Source organism: Deltaproteobacteria bacterium, assembly GCA_020848745.1.
Taxonomy (GTDB): domain Bacteria; phylum Desulfobacterota; class Binatia; order UTPRO1; family UTPRO1; genus UTPRO1.
The window spans coordinates 42,951-69,186 of record JADLHM010000092.1 but is presented as its reverse complement, the minus strand read 5'-3'; the positions used below and the strand labels follow the sequence as shown (position 1 = coordinate 69,186).

Here is a 26,236-nt window from a genome sequence, read left to right as displayed (position 1 = left end):
GGATCGGCGGTTGCCGCACCCGCCCGCGCGCGGCTATCGTTCGGGAGTCATGCGGCGCTACGCGATTCTCGACGACAACCAGCGCGTGCTCGAGGGGAGACTGGCGGAGCTGATCCGCACCCTGCCGGCGTTGGTCGCGGCGCGTGTCGCGGCGGCGTGCGTCGTCGGGAGCGTCGCCGAGGGGCGCGCGCGCGATGCCTCGGACGTCGACGTGGTGCTCGTGCTGCGGGAGGGCGAGCCCCGGCGTTCCGACTACGACTGGTGGGACGACGCGGTGCTGCCGTTTCTCGCTCCCGCGAGGCGATTCCCCGTACAGCCGGTGTTCATAGCCCGCGAGAGCCTGGCGACGACGGAGCCGAACCTCCGGCGGGCGCTCGCGTCCTGCATCCCGCTCTGGGATCCCGAAGGGGTGTTCGATGACGAATCCGAAGCTCGCGCGTGACTATCTTTTGCGATCGCAGAAACGCTTGAAGGCGGTCGCGCTGTTGCTCGCGGAGGAATCGCACGCGGATGTGGTGCGCGAGAGCCAGGAGGTCGTCGAGCTCCTCCTGAAGGGGTTCCTCCGGAGCTTCGGCGTTCCCGTGCCGTTCAGCTACGACCTCTCGGAAGTGCTTGGGGAGAACGCCTCGCGCTTGCCGGCGGACGTCGCGCGCCTGGTGCCACGGTGGGCCGAGATCTCCAAGCGGCTCCGCAAGGATCGCGAGCTCGCCTTCTACGGGAGCGAGGACGTCACGCCGTCGAGCTTCTACACTCGCGAGGACGCCGACGGCGCGCTCGCGATGGCGCGGGAGGTGCTGGCGGGCGTCGAGCCCTGGATCCGGTAGGGGTGCGCACGGTCAGAGCCCGCCGCCCCAGCGATACTGGAGAGCGAGACCCAGGAGGTCGAAGTCGCCGCCGACGCGCGTCGCCACGGCCTTGCTGGCGTAGAGCTTGATCGAGTGCCGGCGGCTCACCGAGAGCGCGAGCGTGGCGCCGACGCGGGCGTTCGACTGGCGGTCGTCGCCGGCGACGCCGTCGATGCTGGTGCGCCCGCCGCCGTAGTATGTGCCGTCGATCGATCCCCAGAGCGGCGTGCCGAAGCGGTAGATGAGATGCCCCTGTACGGCGTAGACGGGGTCCTGCTCGCGGCGCCTGCCTTTCAGGAAGTCGTCGTTGGCGGTGAAGACCGTGACGCTCGGCGCGACCTCGACGGTGAAGGGTCCGAATGCCTTCGAGACGCCGAGCTCGGGCTTGAAGAGCCAGCGATTGGTCCCGATGTTGACGACGCGCCGGTCGTCGTACTGTCCGAGCGGGGGCGCCACCTGCACGCTGACGCCGACGAGGAAATCCTGCTCGTAGGAAGCGAATTGCTCGAGCGTGAGCGCCGGGGCGCCGTAGAGATTCACCGAGAGGCGGAAGCGCGGATCGGCGAAGCCGTCCACCTTGCGCGCCTCCGGCGCGCCGAGGAAGGTCGCGGTTCCGTCGAGCCAGCCGTAGGGCACGATCACGTCGGCCTTGGCCGAGGTGCCGAAGAGCTCGAAGGAGCGCGCGTAGGCGAGGACGGCGCTGTGGATGTGGACCTTCGCGTCCTCGATCGGCAGCGCGGGATCGGTCGCGACGTCGCCCGTCTGGTAGGCGTAGCCCGCGAGCAGGAAATTGACGCCGATCGGCGTGTTCACGTACGAGCGCGGCTCGAGCTCCTGTGCCGAGACGCCGCGGCCGCAGAGGGAAAGGACGAGCGAGACGGCGAGCACGAGCGCGCGCACGGCCGTCGCGGATTTCACGCCGGGCCGCTCACGTCAAGGCGTCGCGGCGCGGGGTGGTGTCTCATTTCATTTGCACGCGGCAGAACAATCGGTGGCAGCAGGCAGGCGGATCGGGGAGGACTTCTACGGTCGCCGGGGTCCTGCCACCCGGCGCGTAGGGCCCGCCGCAGCCGCTCTGGCCTGCGCACGGCGCGAGCTGCGGCTCCCCGAAGCCATCCCCGATCCGCCTGCCTGCTGCGGCATGCTCACCCGCGCTTCGGTACGGCGACGCTGCCCGCCCGGTGCTCGTTCCTTGCTGCCAGGCATCGCCGGCGGGTGGGTCCGGGAGTGCTTCGGGGAGCTCCACCTCGCGCCGTGCGCAAGTCGGGGAGGCACCAGCGGGTCGTACGCGCTGGGCGCCAGGAGCCGGGCGACCGTAGAAGCACTCCCGGACCCACCCGCCGGCGCCACCGAACGAAGAGCGATCACGGGAGACCGAAACTCCGGTGCACGATCAACCTGAGACACTACCCGGCGCGGGCTCGCGCGCGTTTCCGACTCGTCGGCGCGGGCGTCGGCGCGGGCGGCGCGTTCGCCGCGTCGGCCTCGGCGGCGTGCCGATAGAGGATGCGGCGCACCTCCTCGATGGCCACGGGCGTCCCCTGGCACGAGTGGTTCCAGCGCACCACCTTCTCGGAGGCCGCCCAATCGACGTGGGCGCTTTCGTAGGCGACCACGCCGTCGGTGCCGTGCTCGTAGGGACCGCTCCCCGTCACGGGGATGATCGAGTGCGCCGTGATCTCCGGCGACACCGCGATCGCCGAGGTGATCTGGATGAAGGGGTGGCGCGCGCTCATGTTGTCGACCGCGGTCGGCGGCCGGCGGAGCAGCGCCGCGATCCGCGCGTCCTCGTCGTCGAACGCGGCCGACTCGCCGAGCGCCGGTCCGATCAGCTGGAAGCCGAGCGGCAGCCCGTTCGCGTCGACGCCGGCCGGCAGCGAGAGGGTCGGGCTCCCGGACATGTCGTAGGGGGCGGTGAACCGCCGCATCTGCTCGGCCGCCTCGGGGTCGTTGCCGCCGGTGCTCATGACGGCGGCCGGCGGCGTTGGAATCGGTTGCGACGGCGACAGCACCACGTCGACCGTGGTGAAGACCGCCGCGAGCGCGTCCGCGGCTTCGAGGAGCGTCAGACGATGCGGCTCGGACATCCGCGCATCATATCCGATTGCGGGGCGTCCGCCCCAAGGCGGCCACCCGGCGGGACTCACTCCGCGAGCGTCTTGCCGAGCGCGTCCATCGCGCGGCCGAAGCCCTCCCAGTCGCCGGCGCGCAAACGCTCGAGCGCCGCCTGGTAGTGGTCGCGTGCGGTCGTCGGCGCGGTCGGGTTGGCGGATCCGCCGGAGCGTGCGTCGCCGGACTCGGCGGGGACGACGATCGGAGCGGCGGCGGGTTCCGGGTGCGGCGCGCCGGCGCCCGGGCGGAACACGGCGGCGAGCGCGGCGTCGAGGGTGCGCTCCATCGCGAGCCGGTCGCCGTAGGCGACGATTACGCGCTTCAGCTCCGGGATCTGTCCCTGGGTCGAGCGCAGGTAGAGCGGCTCGACGTAGACGACCGAGTCCTCGACCGGGATCACCAGCAGGTTGCCGCGGATCACCTTGGAGCCCATCTGGTTCCACAGCGAGAGCTGCTGTGAGATCACGGTGTCCTGGTCGATGCGCGCCTCGATCTGCTGCGGGCCGTACACGAGGCGCTCCTTCGGGAGCTCGTAGACGACGAGCTCGCCGTAGTGCTCGAGGTCGCTGCGCGCCGCGACCCACCCGACCATGTTGCTGCGGTTGGCGGGCGTCATCGGCTGCATGAGGATGAACTCCTCGCCGGCCTCGCCCGGGAGCTTTGTGATCACGTAGTACGGGTCGGCGACCGCGCGCCGCATCTCGCCGCCGGCGGCGTCGGTCGGGAAGCTCCAGAGATCCTCCTTGTTGTAGAACACGTCCGGGTTGGTCATGTGGTACGTGCGATACATCTCGGTCTGGATCAGGAAGAGGTCCTCGGGATAGCGCACGTGCGGCCGGAGCGCCGCGGGCATCTCCGCGAACGGCCGGAAGAGGCCCGGGAACATGCGGGCGTAGGCGGCAAGCACGGGCTCGTCGGGGTCCATCGCCCAGAAGCCGACGGTGCCGTCGTAGGCATCGACGGTGATCTTCACGGGATTGCGGATGTAGTTGATGCCGAGACCGCGGATCGGCTCCGCGTACGGGAAGGTGCGCGCGGTCGTGTAGGCGTCCTGCATCCACACCAGGCGCCCGTTCGCGACGACGAGGTACGGGTCACGGTCGAGCCGGAGGAAGGGCGCCAGCGCGCCGATCCGCTGCTGCAGCGTACGGCGGAAGAGGATGCGGCTCTCGGGGCGGAGGTTCCCGGAGAGCAGGAGGTTCAGGTCGCGGAAGTGCCAGGCGAAGATCGCGCGCCGCAGACGCGAGCCGAGCATGATGCCGTCGGCGCCCGTGTAGCTGCTGGAGACGTTCTCGTCGCCCTTGGGGTAGTCGAACTCCTCGGCCTCGGCGTTCACGATGACGTAGTCGTCGGTCTTCTCGCCGAAGTAGATGCGCGGCTCCGCGAGCCCGATGCCGACCCGCGACTGCGGCGGGATGTCCTGCATGAAGAACGTCGGAAGCCCCTCGCCCTCGAGCTCGGTCACCGGGCTCATGACGGCGCCGAAGCCGTGCGTGAATTGCAGGCGCTGGTTCACCCACGTCCGCGCGTTCTCGGGGAGGAGCTCGGCGTCGATCTCGCGGGCGGCCAGCATCACCTGCCGGCGGCCGTCGGCGAGGTCGTAGCGGTCCACGTCGACGTCGTGGAAGTCGTAGTAGAGCCGGATGAGCTGGAGCTGGCGGTAGGCGTCGAGGAGCGGCTGCGGATCCCAGAGGCGGACGTTCTCGAAGGTGGCGGCGTTGCGCGCGATCGCCGCGGCGTCGAGCGCCTGGTCGGCGGGGAAGGGTCGCGAGTCGATGCGGTCGAGGCCGTACGCGCGCCGGGTCATCGCGATGTTGTGCGCGAGGTAGGGGCGCTCGAGGCGGAGTTCGTCGGGGCGGACGCGCAGGCGCTGGAAAACGTCGGGGAGGAACGACGCGAGGAGCCCGGCGCCGAGCACGAGGACCACCGCGCCGATCGCGAGGCGCCAGTCGCGGCCGCGGACGTTCGCGGCCGCGAGCCCGGCGCCGGCGAGCGACGCCAGGACGAGGAGCCACTGCAGGGGCAGCTTCACCGCGCTCACCGTGTAGCCGGCGCCGAAGACGGCGCCGTAGGGCGCGAGCAGGAGATCGTAGCGGCCGAGCCAATAGCCGACGGCGCGGGTCGCGAGGTAGAGCGCGAGGAGTAGCGATGCCGTGCCGACCAGGTGCGGCGCAGCGAGCTCGTCGGGGCGGCGGACGTCGAGGGCGCCGTGGAGGTAGAAGACGGCCGCCGCGACGATCGTCGCCAGGACGACCGCCCCGGTCGCCGCTCCGGCCATACTCTTCAGAGCCGGCAGCGCGAACACGAAGAAGCCGACGTCGCGGCCGAAGACGGGATCGGCCGCGCCGAAGGCGCCGCCGTACCACCAGAGGAGGTAGGCCCCGGCGCTCGCCGCCTGCGCGATCCCCGCGAGGGCCGCCGCGACCGCCGCCGCGCCGAGGACGAGCGCGCGCCACGGAAGCCGTCCCGCGAGCGGCGCGACCAGCTCGGGCAGCGACGCCTGGCCGTCCGTCGTGCGGCGGAACACCACGCGCACCACGCCCGCCTGGCGCACCTGGCGGACGGCGCGCAGACCGACCGCCGCCACCAGCGCGAACGTCGGTACGAAGGTGGCGGCGAAGCACGCCAGCTGCGCCAGGAGGCGGGTGCGGAACACCACCCAGGCGCCGAGCTGGCGGAACCAGAGCGCGTCGAGGAAGAGCCCGCTCGCCGCGCCGGCGAGCATCGTCGCCAGGAGCACGGCGAACGCCGCGCCGACGAGGAGGAGGCGCAGCGAGCTAGGCACGGGTCTCGGCGGCGATCGCGGTCACGTGCGCGCGCACGACGGGCGGCGGGCAGAGCCGCACGAAGAGCCAGAGCCCCGCGAGGCCGACCGCGAGGTCGTCCATCGCGCCGACGACCGGGATCAGCTCGGGAACCGCGTCGAGGGGCGAGCACAGGTAGATCGCGATCAGCACGAGCAGGGCCTTCGGCAGGAGCGGCACGCGGCAGTCGCGAAAGAGGCGCCAGTAGAGCTTCGCGAAGCTCGGCACGTGGCGCAGGATCTGCCCGCCGCTCCCGGTGAAGAGGAAGCGGGGCATCGTCGAGCTCGCGCGCGTCACGGGCTCTGCATGGCGCGTCGGCGCGGGCGCGTCAATCGTACGAGATCCGTTCCTTGCACGTAGCCTCAGACCGTCGGTCTGCGCGCGGAGATGGTCTGACCGCTGCGATCGTGTTGCTCGCGGTCCCAGGTGACGAGGGGAAGCTCGAGGCGCTGCGCGACCGCGACGTAGATCGCGTCGGCGCCGCGCAGCCGGAGCTCGGCCGCGAGCGTCATCGCGCGGCCGGAGAGCGCCCGATCGACCGCGACGACGCGCAGCGCGGGGATCCGCAGCAGCTTCTCGACCGCGCGGCGCGTCACGCGGGAATCGCGGATACGGCGTCCGATCGCCCCCGCGACCTCCGGAGGCATGAGCGCCGGAACGACGAGCAGTCCGTCCGCGCGGTCGCGGCTCTCGAACCACGCGCACGTGACGCTGTGGTTGGGGTCGGTGCGAAGCAGCCGGCTCACGAACACGCTGGCGTCGACGACGACGTCATCCACGCCGGGTCTCGCGGATGGCTCGGACGGCGCCGACCCCACGTGGCCAGCGGGCGCTGATCTCGTCGGCGACGCGGTCGATGTCGTTCCACACGGCACGCGCGCGCCGCCGCGCACCCGCCTGCGAGCGCTCGCGTCTTACCGGGACGATGCGAGCGACGACCTCCCCGCGATAGGAGATCTCGATCGTCTCGTCCCGTTCGCGCACGCGGCGCAAGATGTCGCTGACGGATTCCTTGAGCTCGCGGATGCCGACGGTCGTCACGGGCGTCCTCCTCGTGGCCACGAATGTACCCACGAGGCTGCCAGGCGTCGGTGCGTCGCGCAAGGCGACGAGTAGCGGTCGCGGGCTCCTACCCCTTCGGACTTGCGACGCACGACACGACGCGGAAGCCCGCGTCGGCCAGGAGCTCCGTGGCGCCGCGCTCCGGGGGCATGCGGACGCGGACGTTGATCGCTTGCTTGCCGCCGCGCGTGCGGACCGAGCTGATCCAGGCGACGGTGGCACCGTGGCGTCCGAAGATCTCGCGGATGCGCGAGACGGCGCTCGCGTCCTCGTCGCACTCGAGGGCGAGGACGGTGGTCTGCTCGAGACGGGCGCAGAGATCGACGAGGGCGCCGAGGAGATCGCTCTCGCTCACGATGCCGACCAGCGCGTGGTCGAGGACGACGGGGAGGGCGCCGATCTTGCGCTGGCGCAGCGTCGCGGCGGCCACCTCGACGGGGGTGTCGGGCGCGACGGTCGCGGGGGTCGGCGTCATGACCGCGTCGACGGTGGTGCGGGCGTCGGTGACGGCCCGGACGTCGCGGTCGGTGATGATGCCGATCACGCGGCCGGCGGCGACGACCGGTATCTGGCGGATGCGGCGGCGGCGGAGCACCTCGCGCACGGTTGCGACGTCGTCGTCCGGCTTCACGGTCTCGACGGTCGTCGTCATGCAATCGCGGACCACCATGGCGGGTTCCCTTCTGGTCGCGCTCAGCGCGACTCGTGGCGCAGGTACGCGAAGACGTCCCGCAGCTGCGCGTCGGTGAGCGTACCCTGGAAATGCGGCATGCGCCCGGACTCGCGCCGCAGCATGTGGAGGACCCGGGTGCGCGTCGCGGCGGGTCCGAGCCGCTTCACGGTCTCGGCGCCGATCACCGGCGCCTTCGTCGCCGGCGGCAGGAGGTCTTCCGGGTGCACGCCGCGGCCGTCGTCGCCATGGCAGGCGGCGCAGTAGGTGTCGTAGAGGCGATACCCCTTCGAGAGGTGCCGCACGTAGGCGACGAGCGCGCGCAGCTCGCCGGGCTCGAAGGTGTCGGCGAGCGGGGGCATGGTGCCGATCCCCTCGATCGCGATGCGCTCGAGGGTGCGGTCGCCGTGGCGTTCGCGTGCGACCATGAGGTTCGGGGGCGGCGGCTCGTTGGTGGCGCCGAGCACGCCCTCGCCCTGGCCATAGGCGCCGTGGCAGGGCGCGCAGGCGCCTTCGAAAACGAAGCGGCCGACGCGCAGGATCTCCCAGGGGGCGTACGAGATCGTCGGCAGGTAGGCGCTGATCGCGTCGGCCTCGAGGTCCTCGGCGACCGCGTTCCGCCGCGGCGTCGAGCGGAGCGGCGTTCCGTGCAGGAGGCGCGCGATGAGCTCGTCGTCGCTGTTGCGGTCGAGGAGGCCGGGCGCGCGGAGGTCGGCGGGACGGAGGTCGATCACGCCGGCGACCGGGCCGTCGCCGTGCCCCGACGGTCCGTGGCATCCGCCGCAGTACGATGCGTACAGCACGGCGCCGCGCGCGACCGACCAATCCGCGACCGTGGCGACGCGCGCGGGCGGGGCGCTCGGCGCCGGCGGCCGGCATCCGGCGAACGCGAGGGCCGCGCCGCCGATCAGCATCGCCACCACCGCCAGCCTTCGCGCTCCGCTCCCCATGTCGTCCTCCCCGCTAGAGCGACGCCTCGGCCGGCAGGGTGATCACGAAGCTGGTGCCGCTGCCGGGCGCGCTCTCGATGGCGATCGAGCCGCCCATCCGTTCGCACGCCATCTTGCAGAACACCAGCCCGAGGCCCGTGTCTTCGCGATGGGCCCCGCGTCGGCGGCGCGCGCGCTCGAAGAGGCCCGCCTGCTCCTCGGGAGCGATGCCGCGGCCGCTGTCGTGGACGCGGAGCTCGACGTGCCCGTTCGCCATCTGCGCGCCGAGCTCGATCGCGCCCGCGGCGCTGTGTCGGATGGCGTTCACCACCAGGTTGTTGAGCACGCGGCGGAGGAGCCAGCGATCGGTCATCAGGATCGGAAGCGCCGCATCGGCCGCGACGGTGATCGTCATCCCGGCGATCTCGGCCGCGGCCCGGTACTCCGCCCCGCACTCGGCGATGAGGCCGTCGACGGCGACCGGCTCCAGGCGCAGCTCGAGCCGGCCCTCTTGCATCTGGTCGATCTCGAGCAGGTTCTCGATCATCCGCATCAGGTCCTGGGCGCTGCGCTGGATCTGCGCGAAGTGGCGGTCGGTCGGCGCGCCGCCCGCCTTGCGGAGCGCGAGCTGGGTGACCGCGAGGATGCCGCCGAGCGGGCCCTTCAGGTCGTGGACGATCATGCCGGTGAGGTCGGCCTTCGCCTGCTCGAGCTCGGCCTTCTCGTCGAGCGCCTGCTCGGCGACCTCGGCCATGCGGCGGTAGTCCTGCGCGAGCGTGCGGTCGACGTAGCCGCTCAGGATGTAGCCGTCGATGGCGAGGCCCATGTCGAGGAACACGACCTTGGTGAACGAGCCGAGGAGGGCGAGCAGCATGTCGGGGTCGTCGTGGTAGTGCTCGCGGAGCCGTTCGGCGAGGAGCTGGAGGTAGAGCGAGTACGTGCCGAGGTACCACTCCGGCCGGAGGTCGGTGCAGGCGTGCGCGGCACCGACGCGGAGACGGCTCTCGAAGTAGTCGCGCCCGAAATCACCGTCGAGCATGCGCAGAAAGTACTCGCGCTGGACCTTCTTGAGCCGCGCGACCCTGTCGGGGTCCGCGAGCAGGCGGCGGGTCTCCTCGAACGAGAGCAGGTGTCCGTAGAAGTCGTCGACGATCCCGTCGACGTTCGCATGCGCGAAGGTCCGCAGCTTGGCGAGGTTCTCGACGTCGGCGGCATCGAAGGAGAGGAACGCGAGGCGGCGCGCGCAGCCCGCCCCGTCGAGGCCGATCCGGCCGAGGAGGTTCGAGGCCGTCAGGACCGGAGCCGTGCCGCCCGGATCGCCGGCCCCCGCCTTCGGGCGCTCGTCATTGGAGGACGGCATGCTCCGGCTCGGGCGCGAATGCCGCCGCGTTCGGGAGGATCTTCGAGATCAACACGCGGTGGACCCGTATCACACCGGCGGAAGAAAAGCTGGTGGGCGCGGGCTCGACGTTCGCCGCCGGCCGCGGGCGGTGGAAAGTCTCCGCGGCCTACGAGATCTCGAGCTCCTCGATCTTCCGGTAGAGCGACGAGAGCGACACGCCGAGGATCTCGGCCGCCTGCTTCTTGTCGTGGTCGACCTTGAGGAGCACCGACTGGATGTGGGCCTTCTCGTACGAGCGCATCGCTTCGCGGAGGCCCTCGCCGGTCGGCGCGCCGACCACGGCGTCGCCCTTGAGCGCGCGGGGCAGGTCGGCCGGGGTGATCCACTCCCCCTCGCCGAGGATCATCGCGTGCTCGATCACGTTGTCGAGCTCGCGCACGTTGCCTTTCCAGGGCGACGCCATCAGGATCTTCATGGTCGCGCCGTCGACGCCCTTGAAGGTGCGCTTGAGCTCGCGGTTGTGGATGCGGACGAAGTGCTCGATCAGGAGCGGCAGGTCCTCGCGGCGCTCCCGGAGCGGGGGAATCTCGATGCCCACGACGTTCAGGCGATAGAAGAGGTCCTCGCGGAAGCGGCCCTCGTCGACGGCCTTCGCGAGGTCCGAGTTGGTGGCCGCGATCACGCGCACGTCGACCTTCGACGGCGTGGTCGCGCCGACCGGCAGGATCTCCTTCTGCTCGATCGCCCGTAGCAGCTTCACCTGGAGATTGAGGGGCAGATCGCCGATCTCGTCGAGGAAGATCGTGCCGCCGCGGGCGCGCGCGAAGAGGCCCTCCTGGTTGGCGACGGCGCCCGTGAACGACCCGCGCAGATGGCCGAAGAGCTGGCTTTCGAGGAGGTTCTCGGGAATCGCGCCGCAGTTCACCGGCAGGAAGATGCGGTCGCGCTGCTCGCTGAAGTGGTGGATCGCGCGCGCGACGACCTCTTTGCCGGCGCCGCTCTCGCCCGTGATGAGCACGGTGCTCTTGGTCGGCGCGACGCGCTGCACGAGCTTCATCACGTCGCGCATCGCCCCCGAGCGCCCGACCAGGTTGTCGAAGTCCCACTGTTTGGTTACCTGGCTGCGCAGCAGCTGGTTTTCCCACGCGACCTGGCGGTGCTGCAGGAGGTGCGCGATCTTGTGGAGGACGTCGTCGAAGATGAGCGGCTTCAGGAGATAGTCCTGGGCGCCGCGCTGCAAGGCCTCGACGGCCGTCTCGACCGTCGCGTGGGCCGTCATGAGGAGCACGAACGCCTGGGGGGACACGTTGCGCGCGTGCGACAGCACCGTGAGGCCGTCGGCGCCGGGCATCCGGAGGTCCGAGATGACGAGGTCGACCTCCTGGCTGTCGAGGGCGGCGATGGCGGCGTCGCCGTCGCCGACGGCGGTCACCTCGTAGCCCTCGTCACGCAGCACCTCGGCGAGGCTCTCGCGCACCGCGGTCTCGTCTTCGGCGATGAGGATGGAGCCCTTCGGGGCTTGGTCGGCGCTCATGGGGGCGGTCACATAGGGCCTGGGTCTCGCGGATCGCAAGCGGACGTCGCCGGCCTGCCTTCCAAGAGACGTGCCGCGCGCGGAGCCGCGCCGGGGCGTGGATCGTTCCCAGGCCTCGGAAAAAGGCCGCTTGTCGGGGGGCGGGTCGTCCCATCGCTCGGAACGCCGGCACGGCGGGGCGCGGCGGGCGGGTTGGCGGCACGCTTGCTCTTGGAGGTGCGCATGAGGATGGAACGGATCGGGCGGTTGGCGGCGGCAGCGGCATTGGTGCTCGCGGGCCTCCTCGCGGGCGGGTCGGCGCGGGCGGAGGCTCCCGATGGGGGCGCCCTCTACGCGGAGAACTGCGAGCGCTGCCACGGCGTCACCGGCCGCGGCGACGGGCCCGACGCGTCGCTCTTCGCGAGCCCGCCGAGCGACCTGCGGCGCGGCTTCCTCGATCGCTATCCGACCGAGGACATCGTGCGGCGCATCCGGAGCGGCGTGCCGCTCGAGCTGGCGCTCGACCCGGAGCGGCTGCGATCGCGGGCCCGCGAGGTGGAGGCGATCGCCGCCTACCTCGAGCGGCTGCCGACGATCGAGTGGCGGCGCGTCGAGGAGGGGCAGGCGGTGTACGTCGACCGCTGCGAGCTCTGCCACGGCCGCACCGGAACGCCCGAGCTGACGCTGCCGCCGGGCGCGCGGACGCCGCGCGACCTCTCCGACCCGGCCTTCCAGGCGAGCGTGGACGAGAAGGATCTCGGCGTCCTCGCGAGCCACGGACGCGGCGGGATGCCGGCCATCGGGCCGCCGATCGCCGCGGGCGAGCTCCGTTCGCTGGTCGCGTTCGTGCGGCTGCTCTCGCCCGGCTACGTCCTCTACGACCGCTACTGCGCCGCCTGCCACGGCGACGACGGACGCGGCGCCGGCAGCCTCGCCGAGGAGGGCGAGCGGCCGGCGGTCGTGTTCGACCGCGCCTACTTCCGGCGCCGCGACCCGGAGCAGGTGCGGACGGCGGTCTGGCACATGCTCGCGACCAAGCGGCCGGCCATGCCGCACTTCCGGCGCGTGCTGACGCCCGCCGAGGTGCGCGCGATCGTCGCCTACCTGAAGCGCGCGCCGTAGCATGTCGGCGAGGTGCCGGCGCGCGTCGTTCCTGCGGCTCGCTTCGCCCGCGTCGGCCCTGCCGATGCCGCGGCCGGGCGCTCCGGGAGGGGCTCGCCCGACCCGCGTGCTCGCCGGAGCCGCATGAGCGGCGCGGACGCGATCGAGGAGGTCCCGGAGGAGGTGCTGGCCGCGCTCGCGGCCCCGGCCTTCCACGCGGCCCGGCCGGCGCGGGTCGAGCACGTGCAGACCCACATCTCGCACGTGTTCCTCGCGGGCGACGACGTCTACAAGCTCAAGAAGGCGGTGCGCTTCTCGTTCCTCGATTTCGGGACGCGGGAGCGCCGGCGCTTCTTCTGCGCCGAGGAGCTGCGGCTGAACCGGCGCCTCGCCGCGGCGGTCTACCTCGACGTCGTCGACGTCGTGCGGCGCGCCGATGGCACGCTCGCGCTCGGCGGCGCGGGCGAGCCCGTCGAGCCGGTGCTCCACATGCGGCGCCTCCCCGCGGCGCGGCTGCTGCCGGCCCTGCTCGCCGCCGGCGCCGTCGACGTCTCCATGATGGCGGCGCTCGCGCGCCGGATCGTGGCGTTCCACGGCGCGGCCCCGAGCGGACCGGCGGTCGCGGCCGAAGCGTCGCCCGAGGCGGTGCGGCGGCGCTTCGCCGACACCCTGGCCACACTCCGGCCGTTCGTCGGCCGCGTGCTCTTCGCGGAGGAGCACGCGGCGCTCGTCGCGACCGCCGAGTGGTTCGTGCGGGCGCACGCGCCGCTCCTGCGGGCGCGTCAGGCGGAGGGCCGCATCCGCGAGGGACACGGCGACCTGCACGCGGAGCATGTGTGCTTCGTGCCGGCGGGCGGCGCCGGCGGCTTGCCGGAAGGCATCTACGTCTTCGACTGCATCGAGTTCTCGCTGCCGCTCCGCTGCAACGACGTCGCGTCGGAGATCGCGTTCCTCACGATGGACCTCGAGGCCCGCGGCCGGCGCGACCTCGCCGCCGCCTTCGCGGCGGCCTACGTGGATGCGGCCGACGATCCCGTGCTCCCGCGGCTCGTGCCGTACTATGCTGCGTATCGGGCGAGCGTGCGCGCGATGGTCGCCGCGCTCACGGACGCCGAGCCCGAGGTGGAGGCGGCCGAGCGGGAGCGCGCGCGCGCGCGCGCCGCCGCCTACGTCGCGCTCGCGCTCCGCTCCGCCTGGCGCGCGCACGCGCCGGCGCTGATCGTCTGCTGCGGACGGAGCGGCACGGGGACGTCGACGATCGCCGCCGCGCTCGCCGAGATCACCGAGGCCGAGGTGCTGCGCTCGGACGTGATCCGCAAGCGCGCGGACCACCCGGGCGCCGCCGCGCCGCCCGACCGCTACGGCGCGCCGGCGCGCGCCGCCGTCTACGCGGCGCTCTGCGGCGAGGTCGACGCCGGGCTCGCGGCCGGCCGGACGGTGATCGCGGACGCGACGTTCCTGCGCCGTGCCGATCGGGACGCGGTCGCGGCGGTGGCGGCGCGGCGCGGCCGGCGCGTGCTCTTCGTCGAGGCGACCGCCGAGCCCGAGACGGTGCGGACGCGGCTCGCGGCGCGGCTGCCCGGCGACGTGTCCGACGCGCGCTTCGACACCTATCTGGCCCAGGCGTCCGAGGCGGAGCCGTGGGCGCCCGGCGAGCCGCGCGTCACGATCGCGACCGACGGCGACGCGCGGGCCGCGCGCGCCGCCGCGCTCGGCGCGCTCTTCGCGTGGCGGACGGACGGCGCGGACTGAGAGGCTGTGAAAAAATCCCCTCCCGTCCGGGATTTCTTCACAACCTCTGAGTCCCGGTCGTGCGGCGGCGACGTGTCGAGCCCGAGCGCGGCGCGGGCGTGCTCGAAGGCGCGGACCATGTGCGTGGTCGCGCGCGCCGCCGCGCGCCGTTCCCAGGGCTGCGAATGTACGGCCTCGCATTCCCGGCCGCGCCAAGCGGCGGCGTGTCGAGTCGCGTGGGGTTGCGCGATTGGCGCTGCGCACGGCGTGGCAGGGATCTTGGAATGTGCTGAGGGTATGACGACGCGATTCCGGCGCATCCTCGTGCCGCACGACCTCTCGCCGAACGCCACCCACGCGCTGCGCGTGGCGTCCGCGCTCGCCGACCGCCATGAGGGGCGCATCACGCTCCTGCACGTGCTCACGCCGTTCTACACCGGCCCCGGCTATCCGACCCGGGAAGAGATCGCCTGGACGCCGCCGGCGGAGATCGCCCGCGAGCGCGAGGCGCGGCTCGCCGAGGTGGCGCGGCAGGCGCTCGGCGCGGGTGCGAAGCGCGTCGCCTGCCGCGCCGTGACGGGCGAAGCCGTGCCCGCGATCCTCGACGCCGCCAAGCGCGCCGACGTGATCGTGATGAGCACGCTCGGCCGGACCGGACTCGCGCACCTCTTGATCGGCAGCGTCGCCGAGAAGGTCGTGCGCCACGCGCCCGTGCCGGTCTTGACGGTGCGCGCGCCGGCCGTCGGCGGGTGCGGCAAGGGAGGACACCGTGGACGGCGTCGCTGAACGCATCGGGGCGGCCCCCGCCGCCGCGCCGTGCCGGCTCGTCCGCGCCGACGGTCGCGCCGCGCGCGCGCTGGAGGCGGCGGCGCCGTGACCACGACGACCTGTCCTTTCTGCGCGGTCGGCTGCGGGCTCGTCCTCGACGTTGCCGGGGGACGGGTCGTCGGGGTGGCGCCGGAGCGCCTGCACCCGGTGTCACGCGGGCAGCTCTGCGTGAAGGGGTGGAACGCGGCGCAGTTCATCGCGAGCCCGGAGCGCCTGACGCGGCCGCTGCTGCGTCGGAACGGGCGGCTCGAGGCGGTCGCATGGGACGTGGCGCTCGCCGCCGCCGCCGAGGCGCTCGCGGCGGCGCGCCACGAGGGCGGCCCGGATGCGGTCGGGGTCGTCGCGAGCGCGCGCGCGACCAACGAGGACGCCTTCGCGGCGATGAAGTTCGCGCGCGCGGTGCTCGGGACGAACAACGTCGACCACTGCGCGCGCGTCTGTCACGCGCCGTCGGTCGCCGGACTCCGCCGGACCCTCGGCTCGGGCGCGATGACGAACCCGATCGCCGACGTCGACGAGACCGACTGTCTGCTCGTCGTGGGCGCCGACGTCACCGAGAACCACGCCATCCTGGGCGCCCGCATCCTGGCCGCGCACGAGCGCGGCGTCCCGCTGGTGGTCGTCGATCCGCGGCGCACCCGCCTCGCACGCGCGGCCGACCTGCACGCGCAGATCAGGCTCGGCACCGACATCGCCTTCGTGAACGGCATGCTGCACGCGATCTTCGCCCATGGATGGGAGGATCGCGCGTATCTCGACGCGCGCTGCGAGAACGTCGACGCGCTCCGGGCGGCGCTCGCCAGGTGGACGCCGGACGAGGCGGCGCGCGTGACCGGCGTCCCGGCCGCGGCCATCGTCGACGCGGCCCGGCTCTACGCCGCGAGCCGGCGCGGCTGGCTCGCGTACGGGCTCGGCGTCACCCAGCACGTCTCGGGCACCGAGACCGTCATCGCGCTCTCGAACCTCGCGCTCGTGACGGGAAACGTCGGAGCGATCGGCGGCGGGGTGAACCCGCTGCGCGGGCAGAACAACGTGCAGGGCGCGTGCGACATGGGCGCGCTCCCGGACGTCTACTCTGGGTATCAGCCGGTCGACGACGCGGCCGCGCGGCGCCGCTTCGAGGCCGCGTGGGGCGTCGCGCTGCCGTCCGCGCCGGGGCTCACGTCGCTCTCCATGCAGCATGCCGCGCACGACGGGCGGTTGAAGACGCTGCTCGTGATCGGCGAGGATCCCGTCGTCACCGATCCCGGCGGACGCTTCGTCGCGCGCGCCCTCGGGCGGCTCGACTGCCTGATCGTCGCCGAGCTCTTCCTCACGGAGACCGCCACGTGCGCCGACATCGTCCTGCCGGCGGCGAGCTTCGCCGAAAAGGACGGGACGTTCACGTCGACCGAGCGGCGCGTGCAGCGGGTGCGGCGCGCCGTGGCGCCGCCGGGAGAGGCGCGGACCGACTGGGAGATGCTGGAAGCGCTCGCGGCGCGGCTCGGGCGGCCGATGGGTTTCCGCGATGCGGCCGGGGTCTTCACCGAGATGGCGGCGCTGACGCCGATCTACGGAGGCATGAGCCACGCTCGGATCGGGGCGAGCGGCGGGCTCTGCTGGCCGTGTCCCACGCCCGCGCATCCGGGTACGCCGCGCCTGCACGTGGCGAGCTGCGTGCGCGGACGCGGCCGGCTGATCCCGGTCGACCAGACGCCGCCCGCGGAGCTTCCCGATGCCGAGTACCCGCTCCAGCTCACGACCTTCCGGCTGCACCACCAGTACGGATCGGGGTCGATGACCAGGCGCGCGCCCCTCCTCGAGCGCGAGAACCCGCTCGGTCTCGTGTGGATGCACGCGAGCGACGCCGCGCGCCGGCGGATCACGACCGGCGCTTGCGTCCGCGTGCGCTCGCGGCGCGGCGAGGTGACGACGCGCGCCATCGTGTCGGACGACGTCCCGCCGGGCGTCGTCGCGATGCCGTACCACTTCGCCGAAGCCTCGCCGAATCTCGTCACCAACGACGCGCTCGATCCGATCGCCCGCATGCCGGAGCTCAAGGTGTGCGCGGTCGCGGTGGAGGCCTGCTGATGGACGCGTGCGTGCTCGCGTCGCGGGCGGCGGTGGACCGGATCCGCCGCGCGCTCGCCCTCGACCGGCGCGTGATCGAGCCGCGCACGGTGGAGGGCGCGCCGGTCTGGACGGCGACGAACGGGGAGGGTGCGCTCGCGTGGTCGACGGCGGCGCCGCTCGCGGGGGTGAAGGGCTGGCTCGTGCCGCCGCGCGAGCCCGTGCTCGCCTGGGACGACACGGGCGCCATGCGTCCCGTCGTCCCATGCCCCGAGCGGGTCGCCTTCGTCGGCCTTCGCGCGTGCGACCTCGCCGCGATCGCGCACCTCGATGCGCACTTCGGATCCGATCCGTGGTACCGCGCCCGGCGCGCGGCGGCCTTTCTCGTCGGCCTCGACTGCTCGGGGGCCTGTGCCGGCGGCTTTTGTCTGGAGGTCGACGCGGGCCCGTTCGCGCGCGCGCCCTTCGACCTGAACCTGACGGCGTTGCCGGACGGTCGCGTCGTCGTCGCGTGGGGGAGCGCGGCGGGGGTCGCGGCGCTGCACGGCGCCGGGGTGGCGAGCACGCCGGTCGACGACGGCACCGCGCTCCTGCTCGCCGAGCTGGCGGCCGGGGCGGCGGCGAGCTTTCCGGTGCGGCCGTACGTCGCGCGCGGGCTCGCGCGTATGAACGCGGCGCCGGCGGGAGGCGCGATTGCCGACGAGGAGTGGCAGGCGGTCGGTCCGCGCTGCCTCGCCTGCACCGGCTGCACGAGCCTCTGCCCGACCTGCACCTGCTTCACGGTCGTCGACGAGCCGGTGGGCGCGGGCGGGACGCGCGCTCGCATCTGGGACAGCTGCCTCCTCGAGGGCTTCCAGCGCCAGGCCTCGGGACATCACCCCGCGCCCCGTCCGGGTGATCGCGTGCGGCGCTTCTGGTACCACAAGCTCTCGCGCGACTTCGCGGGCCCGACGGGGCGGCTCGGCTGCGTCGGTTGCGGCCGCTGTGACGTCGCGTGTCCGGGCACGATCGGCGCGCTCGGCGTCCTGGCGGCGCTCGGAGGCGAGCGATGAGCGTGGTCGCACCGCCCGACGATTTCGCGGCGGCCCTGCCGCACCCCGCTCGCGTCGTGGCGATGCACGACGAGGCCGAGGACACCCGTACCTTCGTGCTCGGCCTCGCGACGCCCGTCCCCGCGCTCGACGCCGCGCGGCCCGGGCAATTCGTGATGCTCTCGCTCCTCGGCCACGGTGAGGCCGCGTTCACGCTCGCCCACCTGCCGTGCGCGGGCGCGGCGCCCGGTACCGTCACGCTCACCGTGCGGCGGGTCGGCGCGCTCACCGGGGCGTTCTTCGCCTGCGAGGTGGGCGCGAGCGTCGGCGTCCGGGGGCCGTTCGGGCGCGGCTTCCCGCAGGACGGCGCGGATCGTCCGACGCTCTACGTCGCGGGCGGTTGCGGCCTGGCTCCGCTGCGGAGCGCGATCGACGCGCAGCTCCGGGCGCGGGCGGCGGGCACCCCGGTCGCGATCCTCTACGGCGCGCGTACGCCCGGGAGCCGTATCCTGCGGGCGAGCCTCGCCGGCTGGCGCGTCCAGCCGGACGTCGCGCTGTTCGAGACGGTCGAGGAGGCGGCGCCCGGGTGGCACGGCCGGACGGGGGTGGTGACGGAGCTCGTCGCGGCGGCGGTCGCGGCGGTGGGTGCGGAGCGCGCCGCGCTCTGCGGGCCGCCGGGGATGCTGCGCTCCGCCGCCGCGGCGCTCGCCGCCGCCGGCCTCGCGCCCGGCGCGATCCACGTCGCGCTCGAGCGCTACATGAAGTGCGGGACCGGGCTCTGCGGGCACTGCTACGTGAACGACCGCGACGTCTGCAGCGACGGCCCGGTCTTCTCGTACGGCGAGCTCCTGGCGCTTCCGGACGCCTTCGGCCCCGCCGACTCCGCGTTCGGGTAGGCGCCTTCTCGCGCGCGCGTCTCTTCCCAGACGCGGGAATTTCGGGCAGGAGCCCTCTCGCATCTCGGAGGCGCGCGGGACCGTCGCCCGGGAAAACACGGGCGCTCCGCCTGGCACGAAAGCGGCATCGTCGGGACGCATGACGACCTTCACGAACATTCTGGTGCCGGTCGACTACGAGGCGCCCGCGGATGCGGCGCTGCGCGTCGCCGGCGGTCTCGCGCGCGCGGCGAAGGGACGGCTGCTCGTGACCCATGCGCTGCCGCTGCCCGTCTACACCATGACCGAGTATCCGATCGCGCCCATCGACGGGGCGTGGATCCGCGAGGAGACGGAGCGCTTGCAGCAGCACGTCCGCGCGCTCCTCGAGCGGGACGGGGAGGTGCCCGCGTTCGAGGTCGACGTCCGCGTCGATACGCCGACGCTGCGGATCCTGCAGCTCGCGGCCGAGCGCCAGATCGACGTGATCGTGATGGGGACGCACGGGCGGAGCGGGCTGAAGCACCTGCTACTCGGAAGCGTCGCTTCGAAGGTGGCGCGGCTCGCGCCGTGCCCGGTGCTCACCGTGCCGGCGCAGCGGCAGCCCCACGTGGGGGCGCTCGTCGCCGAGGCCGCGCGCGCGCCGGCGGCCGCGACGACGGCCGGTCCGGGCGAGGTCGGCGAGCTGATGCGCGCGGTGCCGATCACGATCGCACCCGACGCGACGCTCGAGGAGGCGCGGGGGAAGATGGCGCAGCACCGCATCCGCCATCTTCCCGTGGTCGAGGACGGGAAGCTCGTTGGCATGTTGAGCAACGTCGATCTCGGTCCGCACGTCGGACATCTCGCCCGCACCAAGGTGAACGCCGCCATGACGTCCGATCCGACGACGGTCGGCACCGGCGTCGATGCCGCCACGGCCGCCCGGCTCATGCTGGAGCGGCGGGTGCGGGCGCTGCCCGTCGTGGACGGCGAGCGCGTCGTCGGCGTGATCTCGGCGAGCGACATCCTCGAGGAGTACGCGCGCGCCGCCCGCGGCTGACGATCGCATGCCCGCGCTCTTCCGGAAGATTCTCGTTCCGTACGACTTCTCGAAGTCGGCGGCGAGAGCCCTCGACGTCGCCGCCGACCTCGCCGCGCGCCACGACGGGTCGCTTCTCGTGATGCACGCGATCTCACCGATCTACCCGCCGCACGGCCTACCGATCCTGCCGTCGGCCGCGGAGGTCGCGGCGGTGAAGGAGAGGCTCGCCGAGGATGTCGCGCGCGCCGTCGCCGGCCGCCGCGTCGGACGGGTGCGGAGCCGGGTGATGACCGGGGCGCCGGCGAGCTGCATCCTCGAGGCCGCGCGCAAGGCCGACGCGATCGTGATGGGAACGCTCGGGCGGAGCGGGCTTCCGCACCTTCTCCTCGGGAGCGTCGCGGAGCGCGTCATCCGACACGCCGAGGTGCCGGTGCTCACGGTCCGCGCCGGCGCGCGCTCCCGGCATCGCTCCGCCCGTCGGTAGTGTCGCGGTCCGATCCTCGCGCGGCGCGGTGATCCGGAGGCGATGGCAGCAGCCCCGTGTCCCGCCGACCGGACCGCGCCGGCGGAGCGTCGCTCCGTTGAAATCCTGAGCCCGCCGTATAACGAGCAGCCGATGTCCGCGTCCCTTCACGTCTTCCCCGACACGTCCGCCTTCGGAGCGGCGCTCGCCCGGGCGGCGCGGCGGCGGGTGGTGCCGGTCGACCTGCACCGCTTTCCCGACGGCGAAAGCCTCGTCCGGGTCCGGGCGCCGGTCGGGCGCCACGCGATCCTGGTCCGGGCCCTCGCCGATCCGAACGAGCGCCTCGTCGAGGTGCTGCTCGCGGCCGACGCGCTCCGGCGCGCGGGAGCGCGGCGCGTGACGCTCGTCGCCCCCTACCTGCCGTACATGCGGCAGGACGCCGTGTTCCATCCCGGCGAGCCCGTGTCGCAGCGGGTCGTCGGGCGCCTCCTCGGTGAGGCATTCGACGGCGTGCTCACCATCGAAGCGCACCTTCATCGGGTGCGGCGCCTCGCCGAGGTGGTCCCGGGCCGCAGCCGGTCGGTGTCGGCGGCGCCGGCGCTCGCGGCGTGGCTGCGCTCCCGCGGCGGCGCATGGTTCGTCGTCGGACCCGACGAGGAATCGGCGCCGTGGGTGCGGGCGATCGCGCGCGGCGCCGGCGCCCGGGCCGTGGTGGCGCGCAAGGTGCGGCACGGAGACCGCGCCGTCTCCGTCGAGGTGCCGGCGGCGGCGGGCGGGGCGCGCGCGGTCGTCGTCGACGACATCGCGAGCAGCGGCGCCACGATCGCCGCGACGGCGCGGGCGCTCCGCGCCGCCGGCGCGCGCTCCGTCGACGCGATCGTGAGCCACGCGATCTTCGCGCCCGGCGCCGAGGCCCGCATCCGCGCCGCCGGCGTCCGTCGTCTCCTGTCGTGCGACACGCTCCCGCATTGCACCAACGCCATCGGCGTCGCCGCGCTCGTCGCGGCCGCGCTCCCGAGGTCGACATGAAACGCGATCGCACCGCCGCTCCCGTCCTGCGGTTCCTCGGCGCGACGGGCACCGTCACCGGCAGCCGCTTCCTCCTCGAGACGCCGCGCGCGCGGGTGCTCGTCGACTGCGGCCTCTTCCAGGGCCTGAAGCCTCTCCGGCTCCGCAACTGGAGCCCGTTCCCGGTGGACCCGGCGTCGATCGACGCCGTCGCGCTCACCCACGCGCACCTCGACCACTCGGGCTACCTGCCGGCGCTCGCGCGTAACGGCTTCCGGGGCCCGATCTACGCGACGGATCTCACGCACGCCCTCGCGCGCATCGTGCTGCCGGACAGCGCCCACCTCCAGGAGGAGGACGCCGGCTACGCCAATCGGCGCGGCACCTCGAGGCACGTGCCGGCGCTCCCGCTCTACACGAGCGCCGACGCCGAGCGCGCGCTCGGCCAGTTCCGCGCCGCCGCGTTCTTCCAGGGTATCGAGATCGCTCCCGGCGTGCGCGCGACCTTCCTGCCCGCCGGCCACATCCTCGGGTCGGCGATGGTCCTGCTCGCCATCGAGGGGGCGAAGCCGCGGGCGCTCCTCGTGAGCGGCGACCTCGGCCGGCCGCACCATCCGATCCTGAATCCGCCGGCCGACCCGCCGCCCGCCGACCTCGTGCTCATCGAGTCGACGTACGGGGACCGCCGCCACGAGGACGCCGCCGCGCTCGCGCGGTTCGAGGAGACGATCGCGCGGACGGCGGCGCGCGGCGGCACGATCGTCATCCCGTCGTTCGCGGTCGATCGCACCGAGGTGCTGCTCCTGCACCTGCGCCGGCTGATCCGCGAGGGGCGGGTGCCGAACCTCCCGGTCTACGTCGACAGTCCGATGGCGCTCGCCGCGCTCGACGTGTACCGGCGCGCGATCGCCGCGGGCGGCCTCGAGATCCGGCCCGACTTCGCCGGTGACGGCGATCCCTTCGACCCCGGAAACCTGATCGAAGCCCACACCGTCGAGGACTCGATCGCGATCAACGACGCCAGGGGCCCGAGCATCATCGTGTCGGCGTCTGGCATGGCGAGCGGCGGGCGCGTGCTGCACCACCTGGCGCGCCGCCTGCCCGACGAGCGCAACGCCGTCCTGCTGGTGGGCTTCCAGGCCGAGGGCACGCGCGGACGGGCGCTCGCCGACGGGGCGCGCGAGCTCAAGATGCACGGACGGTACATTGGCGTGCGCGCCGAGGTCGCGTCGGTGCCGGCGTTCTCGGTGCACGCGGATCGCGACGAGATCGTCGCGTGGCTCCGCCGCGCGCCGCGCGCGCCCGAGACCGTCTTCGTCGTACACGGCGAGGAGCCGGCGGCACAGGGCCTCCACGACGCCATCGAGCAGCAGCTCGGGTGGACCGCCGCGGTGCCGCGCTACCTCGAGATCGTGCGCGTGGATTGAGGGAGGGGCGGGTGTTCCGACTGAAGCATCTCTGCATCGACACCATGCGCGAGCACGTCGTCCTCGTGCACGAGGAGGCGGTGCGCGCGGGCACGCTCGGCTTCAACGTGCTCGACCGCGTGCGCGTCGCCGGCGTCGACGCCGCGAGCGGCGAGCCGCGCGAGCTCACGGGCACCCTCAACTTCTGTCGCGACGCGCTCATCGCGCCCGACGAGATCGGGCTTTCGGACGTCGCATTCCGCGACCTCGGGCTTCCGGAGGGCGCGCCCGTCGACGCGACGATCGCGCCGGCGCCCCGCAGCGTCGATCTCGTGCGCGCGAAGCTCCGTGGTGAGCGGCTCGACCGGGCCGGATTCGACGCCATCCTCGGCGACGTCGTCCGCCACCGCTACTCGCGGGTCGAGCTCGCGATGTTCGTGCTGGCGTGCGCGCTGCGGACGCTCGACGAGCGGGAGATCGTCGATTTCACCCGCGCCATGATCGCGCGCGGCCGGAGCCTCGACTTCGGCCGCGGACCCATCGCCGACAAGCATTGCATCGGCGGCATTCCCGGCCACCGCACGACCATGATCGTCGTGCCGATCCTCGCCGCGCTCGGCGTCACGATCCCGAAGACCTCGTCGCGCGCGATCACCAGCCCGGCCGGCACCGCCGACACCATGGCGCTCCTCGCCGAGGTCGCGCTGCCGCCGGCCGAGCTGCACCGGGTCGTCGAGCGGGCGGGCGCCTGCATCGCGTGGGGCGGGGCGCTCGACCTCGCGCCCGCCGACGACATCCTGATCACCGTCGAGCGGCCGATGGAGATCGACACCGAGCCGCAGATGGTGGCGTCGATCCTCGCCAAGAAGAAGACCGCCGGCGCGACCCACGTGCTGATCGACATTCCCGTGGGCCCGACCGCCAAGGTCCGCGACCACGTCGCCGCCGAGCATCTGGCGGCGCTCTTCCGCGTGGTCGCGGAGGCGATCGAGCTCCGCGTCGACACGCTCGTCACCGAGGCGCGCGGCCCGATCGGCCGCGGCATCGGCCCGCGCCTGGAGGCGCTCGACGTGCTGGCCGTGCTGCGGCGCGACGGCAGCGCGCCGCGCGACCTCCGCGAGAAGGCGCTGTACCTCGCCGCGCATCTCCTCGAGATGGTCGGCGCGGTGCCCGCGGCCGGCGGCTATCACGCCGCGCAGCAGGCGCTCGACTCGGGCGCCGCGGCCGCCGCCTTCGAGCGCATCGTGGACGTGCAGGGGCGGCGCGCGTTCCCGCCCGAGGCGCAGCATCGGGCGATCGTCCCGGCGCCCGCCGACGGCCGCATCGCCGAGATCGACTGCTGGGAGATCGCGCGGGTCGCGAAGCGCGCCGGCGCCCCCGCGAACGTCGTCGCCGGGGTGAAGCTCCTGCGGACGCTCGGGGACGTCGTGACGCGCGGCGAGGCGCTCTTCGAGATCCACGCCCAGAGCCGGGCCCAGCTCGATTTCGCGTGCGCGTACGCGAACGCGCACCCGGAGATCATCCGCTACGGGTTCTGAGTCGCGGCCGGCGGACCGCGTCAGCGCGACGTGCGCGCCCGCGGCGGCGCGGAAGGCTTCGTCGGGGTCGGCGGCGGCGCCGGGCGCTGCAGCGTCGCGAGGTAGCGGGCGAGCATGTCGACCCGGCGCTGCGCGTCGATCGACGCGACCGCCGAGGCCGCGTCGCCGCCGCCGAGCCGGAAGCTCCAGATCGGCATCACGCGAGTACCGTGCGCGTCGATCGCGCGCTCGCCGGCGATCACCGCCACCGTGTCGTCGAACGGGAAGATCCCGCCGCGGCGCGTCGCGAGCAGCGTGAGATCCGTCGGCGGCTGGCGCAGGCTCGCGGCGACCGGGCCCGTGCCGCGCGCGTCGGCGCCGTGGCAGGGCGCGCACGCGGCGCGGAAGTCCTCGGCGGCGGCGGCCAGGGAGGCCGGGCTCGTCGGGTCGAGGCGCGTCGGATCGAAGCGGCCGGGGCGAGCGCAGCCGCCGGCGAGGGCGAGCGCGGCGGCGACCGCGAGGGCGGAACGACCCGGTCCGTGACGGAGCACGGGCGCCTTCTATCCGGGCGGAGCCGCCCGCGCGAGCGCGGATCGGACCGGCTTTCCCAGCGGCGCGACCCCGCGGGGCGATTCTTCTCGGGGTTCGGAATCCCCCGAATCATGAATGCCGTGTTTCCACGGTCTTGGGTATGGCACGCGCCTTGCCTACCCCAGCCCGCATGACCGCCGCACCGCGTCGTCTCGACACGCCGGCTCCCTGGCCGCTCACGATGTTCTGGCTCGTCGTCTACGTGGTCGTCTTCTCGAGCCTGCTCGTGAACCTGCTCCGCCTCGGCTGACGGGAGGGGGCAGGGTCGTCCGTCGGAGATCCTCGCGCTCCTTCGCGAGCTGACGACGGCACCGCGTGCGCCGGTTCGAGCCTATTCCGGCGAGCTCGAAGGGGCGGGTTTCAGGCCGCCTTCTCGGGCGCGTCGCGTAGTGCACGCAGCTTGGAGCGCGAGAGATCCGAGAACGGAAAGGGGACGAGGACTAGCGTTCCCGCTGGAGATGAGCCCACGCGGCGTCCTCCTCTGCCCGATTCCACGATCCGACCACGAGCTACCGTTTTCGATCGTTGGACGGCCACACCGCGGCGCCGGGCCGAGCGCGTCCTCGGTCTCCGCGCGGTCGCGCTGCCGCGTGCCGGCTACGCGTTCACCGCCGGCTTCCCGGTCCGCCACACGCCGCGGTTCCTTGGCCGGGCGCTCGTGACGGTACCGAGCGTGGTCGTGATCGGCGACGGCAAGGAGAAGCCGCGCGTCGTGCTGCTGACGGCGGCGACGGTACCGGTGTCCGCACGCGGAGAGCGGCGGGTACACCGTTGGGGCGGGCGTGGCGGCGTGATAGTCCCGCAGGCGTGACGGAGAACCGCGTCAACGATTGGTCATGCCGCGGCCAAGAAAGCACTCGCGAAAGGAGGTAGGTGATCACCTCCGTGAAGCGATCGGCCGCGGTGGCGTGGAGGCGGCCGTCTCCGGTGTCTCGCGCCGCGCTCTTGGCGAAGCTGCGCCGGCGTTTGCCGGCGTGCGTGACGGAAGCGTACCTCTTCGGAAGCTACGCGCGTGACGAGGCCTCGGCCGAGAGCGACATCGATCTGATCCTCGTCGCGCCGTCGTCGCGGACGTTCCCCGATCGATTTCGTGACGTTCCCGGCCTCGGCAAAGGTCTGCCGCCGATGGATCTGATGATCTACACACCCGCCGAGTGGCGGACCCTGCGCGCGCAACCGTCGTCGCTCCTGCAGGTAGCCATGTCCGAGTGGGTGGCCGTGATCAGCTCGGCTCCGGCGGTGCCTCCACCCCGCCGGTTCCGGTCCGGGTGAGTCTCGCGGGTTCCGGGTCCGGTCGAGCCGCTTTCGAGCCGGCGCGAAATGATGGTGCGAACG

At 73.3% G+C, this 26,236-nt stretch carries 26 protein-coding genes; 15 read left to right on the top strand and 11 right to left on the bottom strand.

Translation table 11 applies throughout. From position 1 onward, the window contains the following. The first annotated feature begins 49 nt into the window (after window positions 1–49). Together IT293_13700 and IT293_13695 are read left to right on the top strand one after the other, a co-directional pair. Complete coding sequence (locus tag IT293_13700) at window positions 50–442, top strand: nucleotidyltransferase domain-containing protein (protein MCC6765709.1); 393 nt, start codon at window positions 50–52, stop codon at window positions 440–442. After that, entirely contained in the window at window positions 417–824 is a 408-nt protein-coding gene (locus tag IT293_13695; GenBank protein ID MCC6765708.1) for a HEPN domain-containing protein, read from the top strand. Before IT293_13700 ends, IT293_13695 begins: the two co-directional genes overlap by 26 nt. Before the next feature lie 12 nt (window positions 825–836). Here the strand turns inward: IT293_13695 and IT293_13690 are convergent, their stop codons facing one another. The 10 genes from IT293_13690 to IT293_13645 all read right to left on the bottom strand — a co-directional run bounded on the left by IT293_13690 (window position 837) and on the right by IT293_13645 (window position 11,298). Then, complete coding sequence (locus IT293_13690; GenBank protein MCC6765707.1) at window positions 837–1,745, bottom strand: transporter; 909 nt, start codon at window positions 1,743–1,745, stop codon at window positions 837–839. Window positions 1,746–2,251: 506 nt separating this feature from the next. Further along, complete coding sequence (locus IT293_13685; protein MCC6765706.1) at window positions 2,252–2,932, bottom strand: hypothetical protein; 681 nt, start codon at window positions 2,930–2,932, stop codon at window positions 2,252–2,254. A gap of 56 nt (window positions 2,933–2,988) precedes the next feature. Next, complete coding sequence (locus tag IT293_13680; protein ID MCC6765705.1) at window positions 2,989–5,682, bottom strand: UPF0182 family protein; 2,694 nt, start codon at window positions 5,680–5,682, stop codon at window positions 2,989–2,991. A 52-nt stretch (window positions 5,683–5,734) separates the two neighbouring features. Continuing rightward, window positions 5,735–6,037, bottom strand: a complete 303-nt coding sequence (locus IT293_13675) for a DUF1232 domain-containing protein (GenBank protein ID MCC6765704.1) — start codon at window positions 6,035–6,037, stop codon at window positions 5,735–5,737. Between the two features lie 86 nt (window positions 6,038–6,123). Next, complete coding sequence (locus IT293_13670) at window positions 6,124–6,540, bottom strand: type II toxin-antitoxin system VapC family toxin (protein ID MCC6765703.1); 417 nt, start codon at window positions 6,538–6,540, stop codon at window positions 6,124–6,126. Further along, window positions 6,533–6,802: a type II toxin-antitoxin system prevent-host-death family antitoxin gene (locus IT293_13665; GenBank protein ID MCC6765702.1), complete on the bottom strand. Its 270-nt coding sequence runs from the start codon at window positions 6,800–6,802 to the stop codon at window positions 6,533–6,535. Before IT293_13665 ends, IT293_13670 begins: the two co-directional genes overlap by 8 nt. An 88-nt stretch (window positions 6,803–6,890) precedes the next feature. Then, complete coding sequence (locus tag IT293_13660; GenBank protein ID MCC6765701.1) at window positions 6,891–7,493, bottom strand: CBS domain-containing protein; 603 nt, start codon at window positions 7,491–7,493, stop codon at window positions 6,891–6,893. Window positions 7,494–7,516: 23 nt separating this feature from the next. Then, a complete protein-coding gene (locus tag IT293_13655) occupies window positions 7,517–8,443 on the bottom strand; it encodes a c-type cytochrome (GenBank protein MCC6765700.1) in 927 nt (308 codons plus the stop codon). A gap of 13 nt (window positions 8,444–8,456) precedes the next feature. Next, complete coding sequence (locus IT293_13650) at window positions 8,457–9,782, bottom strand: hypothetical protein (protein ID MCC6765699.1); 1,326 nt, start codon at window positions 9,780–9,782, stop codon at window positions 8,457–8,459. A 148-nt stretch (window positions 9,783–9,930) separates the two neighbouring features. Beyond that, window positions 9,931–11,298 (bottom strand): sigma-54-dependent Fis family transcriptional regulator, encoded by a 1,368-nt coding sequence (locus IT293_13645; GenBank protein ID MCC6765698.1) that lies wholly within the window; start codon window positions 11,296–11,298, stop codon window positions 9,931–9,933. Between the two features lie 228 nt (window positions 11,299–11,526). Here IT293_13645 and IT293_13640 point away from each other — a divergent pair, with 228 nt between their 5' ends. The 11 genes from IT293_13640 to IT293_13590 all read left to right on the top strand — a co-directional run bounded on the left by IT293_13640 (window position 11,527) and on the right by IT293_13590 (window position 24,331). Further along, entirely contained in the window at window positions 11,527–12,399 is an 873-nt protein-coding gene (locus IT293_13640) for a c-type cytochrome (GenBank protein ID MCC6765697.1), read from the top strand. A 123-nt stretch (window positions 12,400–12,522) separates the two neighbouring features. Beyond that, the gene (locus IT293_13635; GenBank protein ID MCC6765696.1) at window positions 12,523–14,130 is read left to right on the top strand and encodes an AAA family ATPase; all 1,608 of its coding nucleotides are present in this window, start codon (window positions 12,523–12,525) and stop codon (window positions 14,128–14,130) included. A 276-nt stretch (window positions 14,131–14,406) separates the two neighbouring features. After that, on the top strand, window positions 14,407–14,895 hold the full coding sequence (locus IT293_13630) for a universal stress protein (protein ID MCC6765695.1): 489 nt from the start codon (window positions 14,407–14,409) through the stop codon (window positions 14,893–14,895). An 87-nt stretch (window positions 14,896–14,982) separates the two neighbouring features. Further along, window positions 14,983–17,007, top strand: coding sequence for a formate dehydrogenase subunit alpha (fdhF, locus tag IT293_13625; GenBank protein ID MCC6765694.1), 2,025 nt, complete (start codon window positions 14,983–14,985; stop codon window positions 17,005–17,007). Next, window positions 17,007–18,038 (top strand): 4Fe-4S dicluster domain-containing protein, encoded by a 1,032-nt coding sequence (locus IT293_13620; protein ID MCC6765693.1) that lies wholly within the window; start codon window positions 17,007–17,009, stop codon window positions 18,036–18,038. Before fdhF ends, IT293_13620 begins: the two co-directional genes overlap by 1 nt. After that, window positions 18,035–18,913 carry an FAD/NAD(P)-binding protein gene (locus IT293_13615; protein ID MCC6765692.1) on the top strand — a complete coding sequence of 293 codons (879 nt, stop codon included), beginning with the start codon at window positions 18,035–18,037 and terminating at the stop codon, window positions 18,911–18,913. The genes IT293_13620 and IT293_13615 overlap by 4 nt, the downstream gene beginning before the upstream one ends. Window positions 18,914–19,052: 139 nt before the next feature. Further along, on the top strand, window positions 19,053–19,934 hold the full coding sequence (locus tag IT293_13610) for a universal stress protein (protein MCC6765691.1): 882 nt from the start codon (window positions 19,053–19,055) through the stop codon (window positions 19,932–19,934). A 7-nt stretch (window positions 19,935–19,941) separates the two neighbouring features. Next, on the top strand, window positions 19,942–20,400 hold the full coding sequence (locus IT293_13605; GenBank protein MCC6765690.1) for a universal stress protein: 459 nt from the start codon (window positions 19,942–19,944) through the stop codon (window positions 20,398–20,400). Window positions 20,401–20,532: 132 nt separating this feature from the next. Next, window positions 20,533–21,408 (top strand): ribose-phosphate diphosphokinase, encoded by an 876-nt coding sequence (locus tag IT293_13600; protein ID MCC6765689.1) that lies wholly within the window; start codon window positions 20,533–20,535, stop codon window positions 21,406–21,408. Next, window positions 21,405–22,814, top strand: a complete 1,410-nt coding sequence (locus IT293_13595) for an MBL fold metallo-hydrolase (GenBank protein ID MCC6765688.1) — start codon at window positions 21,405–21,407, stop codon at window positions 22,812–22,814. The genes IT293_13600 and IT293_13595 overlap by 4 nt, the downstream gene beginning before the upstream one ends. 11 nt (window positions 22,815–22,825) lie before the next feature. Beyond that, a complete protein-coding gene (locus IT293_13590) occupies window positions 22,826–24,331 on the top strand; it encodes a thymidine phosphorylase family protein (protein MCC6765687.1) in 1,506 nt (501 codons plus the stop codon). 20 nt (window positions 24,332–24,351) lie between these two features. Here IT293_13590 and IT293_13585 read toward each other — a convergent pair whose 3' ends face one another. Next, entirely contained in the window at window positions 24,352–24,861 is a 510-nt protein-coding gene (locus tag IT293_13585; GenBank protein MCC6765686.1) for a cytochrome c, read from the bottom strand. 698 nt (window positions 24,862–25,559) lie between these two features. On the opposite strand from IT293_13585, the gene IT293_13580 reads away from it, so the two are divergent. Further along, complete coding sequence (locus IT293_13580; protein MCC6765685.1) at window positions 25,560–25,712, top strand: hypothetical protein; 153 nt, start codon at window positions 25,560–25,562, stop codon at window positions 25,710–25,712. A gap of 116 nt (window positions 25,713–25,828) precedes the next feature. Then, window positions 25,829–26,173 (top strand): nucleotidyltransferase domain-containing protein, encoded by a 345-nt coding sequence (locus IT293_13575; protein MCC6765684.1) that lies wholly within the window; start codon window positions 25,829–25,831, stop codon window positions 26,171–26,173. Window positions 26,174–26,236 lie beyond the last annotated feature (63 nt).

Bases quoted from the DNA above. Each gene is read 5' to 3' on its own strand.
- IT293_13620 (MCC6765693.1), top strand. From the start codon at position 17,007: ATGGACGCGTGCGTGCTCGCGTCGCGGGCGGCGGTGGACCGGATCCGC.
- IT293_13650 (MCC6765699.1), bottom strand. From the start codon at position 9,782: ATGCCGTCCTCCAATGACGAGCGCCCGAAGGCGGGGGCCGGCGATCCG.
- IT293_13645 (MCC6765698.1), bottom strand. From the start codon at position 11,298: ATGAGCGCCGACCAAGCCCCGAAGGGCTCCATCCTCATCGCCGAAGAC.
- IT293_13660 (MCC6765701.1), bottom strand. From the start codon at position 7,493: ATGGTGGTCCGCGATTGCATGACGACGACCGTCGAGACCGTGAAGCCG.
- IT293_13680 (MCC6765705.1), bottom strand. From the start codon at position 5,682: ATGCTCGCCGGCGCGGCGAGCGGGCTCTTCCTCGACGCGCTCTGGTTC.
- IT293_13700 (MCC6765709.1), top strand. From the start codon at position 50: ATGCGGCGCTACGCGATTCTCGACGACAACCAGCGCGTGCTCGAGGGG.
- IT293_13655 (MCC6765700.1), bottom strand. From the start codon at position 8,443: ATGGGGAGCGGAGCGCGAAGGCTGGCGGTGGTGGCGATGCTGATCGGC.
- IT293_13675 (MCC6765704.1), bottom strand. From the start codon at position 6,037: ATGCCCCGCTTCCTCTTCACCGGGAGCGGCGGGCAGATCCTGCGCCAC.
- IT293_13615 (MCC6765692.1), top strand. From the start codon at position 18,035: ATGAGCGTGGTCGCACCGCCCGACGATTTCGCGGCGGCCCTGCCGCAC.
- IT293_13630 (MCC6765695.1), top strand. From the start codon at position 14,407: ATGACGACGCGATTCCGGCGCATCCTCGTGCCGCACGACCTCTCGCCG.
- IT293_13610 (MCC6765691.1), top strand. From the start codon at position 19,053: ATGACGACCTTCACGAACATTCTGGTGCCGGTCGACTACGAGGCGCCC.
- IT293_13595 (MCC6765688.1), top strand. From the start codon at position 21,405: ATGAAACGCGATCGCACCGCCGCTCCCGTCCTGCGGTTCCTCGGCGCG.
- IT293_13640 (MCC6765697.1), top strand. From the start codon at position 11,527: ATGGAACGGATCGGGCGGTTGGCGGCGGCAGCGGCATTGGTGCTCGCG.
- IT293_13635 (MCC6765696.1), top strand. From the start codon at position 12,523: ATGAGCGGCGCGGACGCGATCGAGGAGGTCCCGGAGGAGGTGCTGGCC.
- IT293_13695 (MCC6765708.1), top strand. From the start codon at position 417: ATGACGAATCCGAAGCTCGCGCGTGACTATCTTTTGCGATCGCAGAAA.
- IT293_13600 (MCC6765689.1), top strand. From the start codon at position 20,533: ATGTCCGCGTCCCTTCACGTCTTCCCCGACACGTCCGCCTTCGGAGCG.
- IT293_13685 (MCC6765706.1), bottom strand. From the start codon at position 2,932: ATGTCCGAGCCGCATCGTCTGACGCTCCTCGAAGCCGCGGACGCGCTC.
- IT293_13605 (MCC6765690.1), top strand. From the start codon at position 19,942: ATGCCCGCGCTCTTCCGGAAGATTCTCGTTCCGTACGACTTCTCGAAG.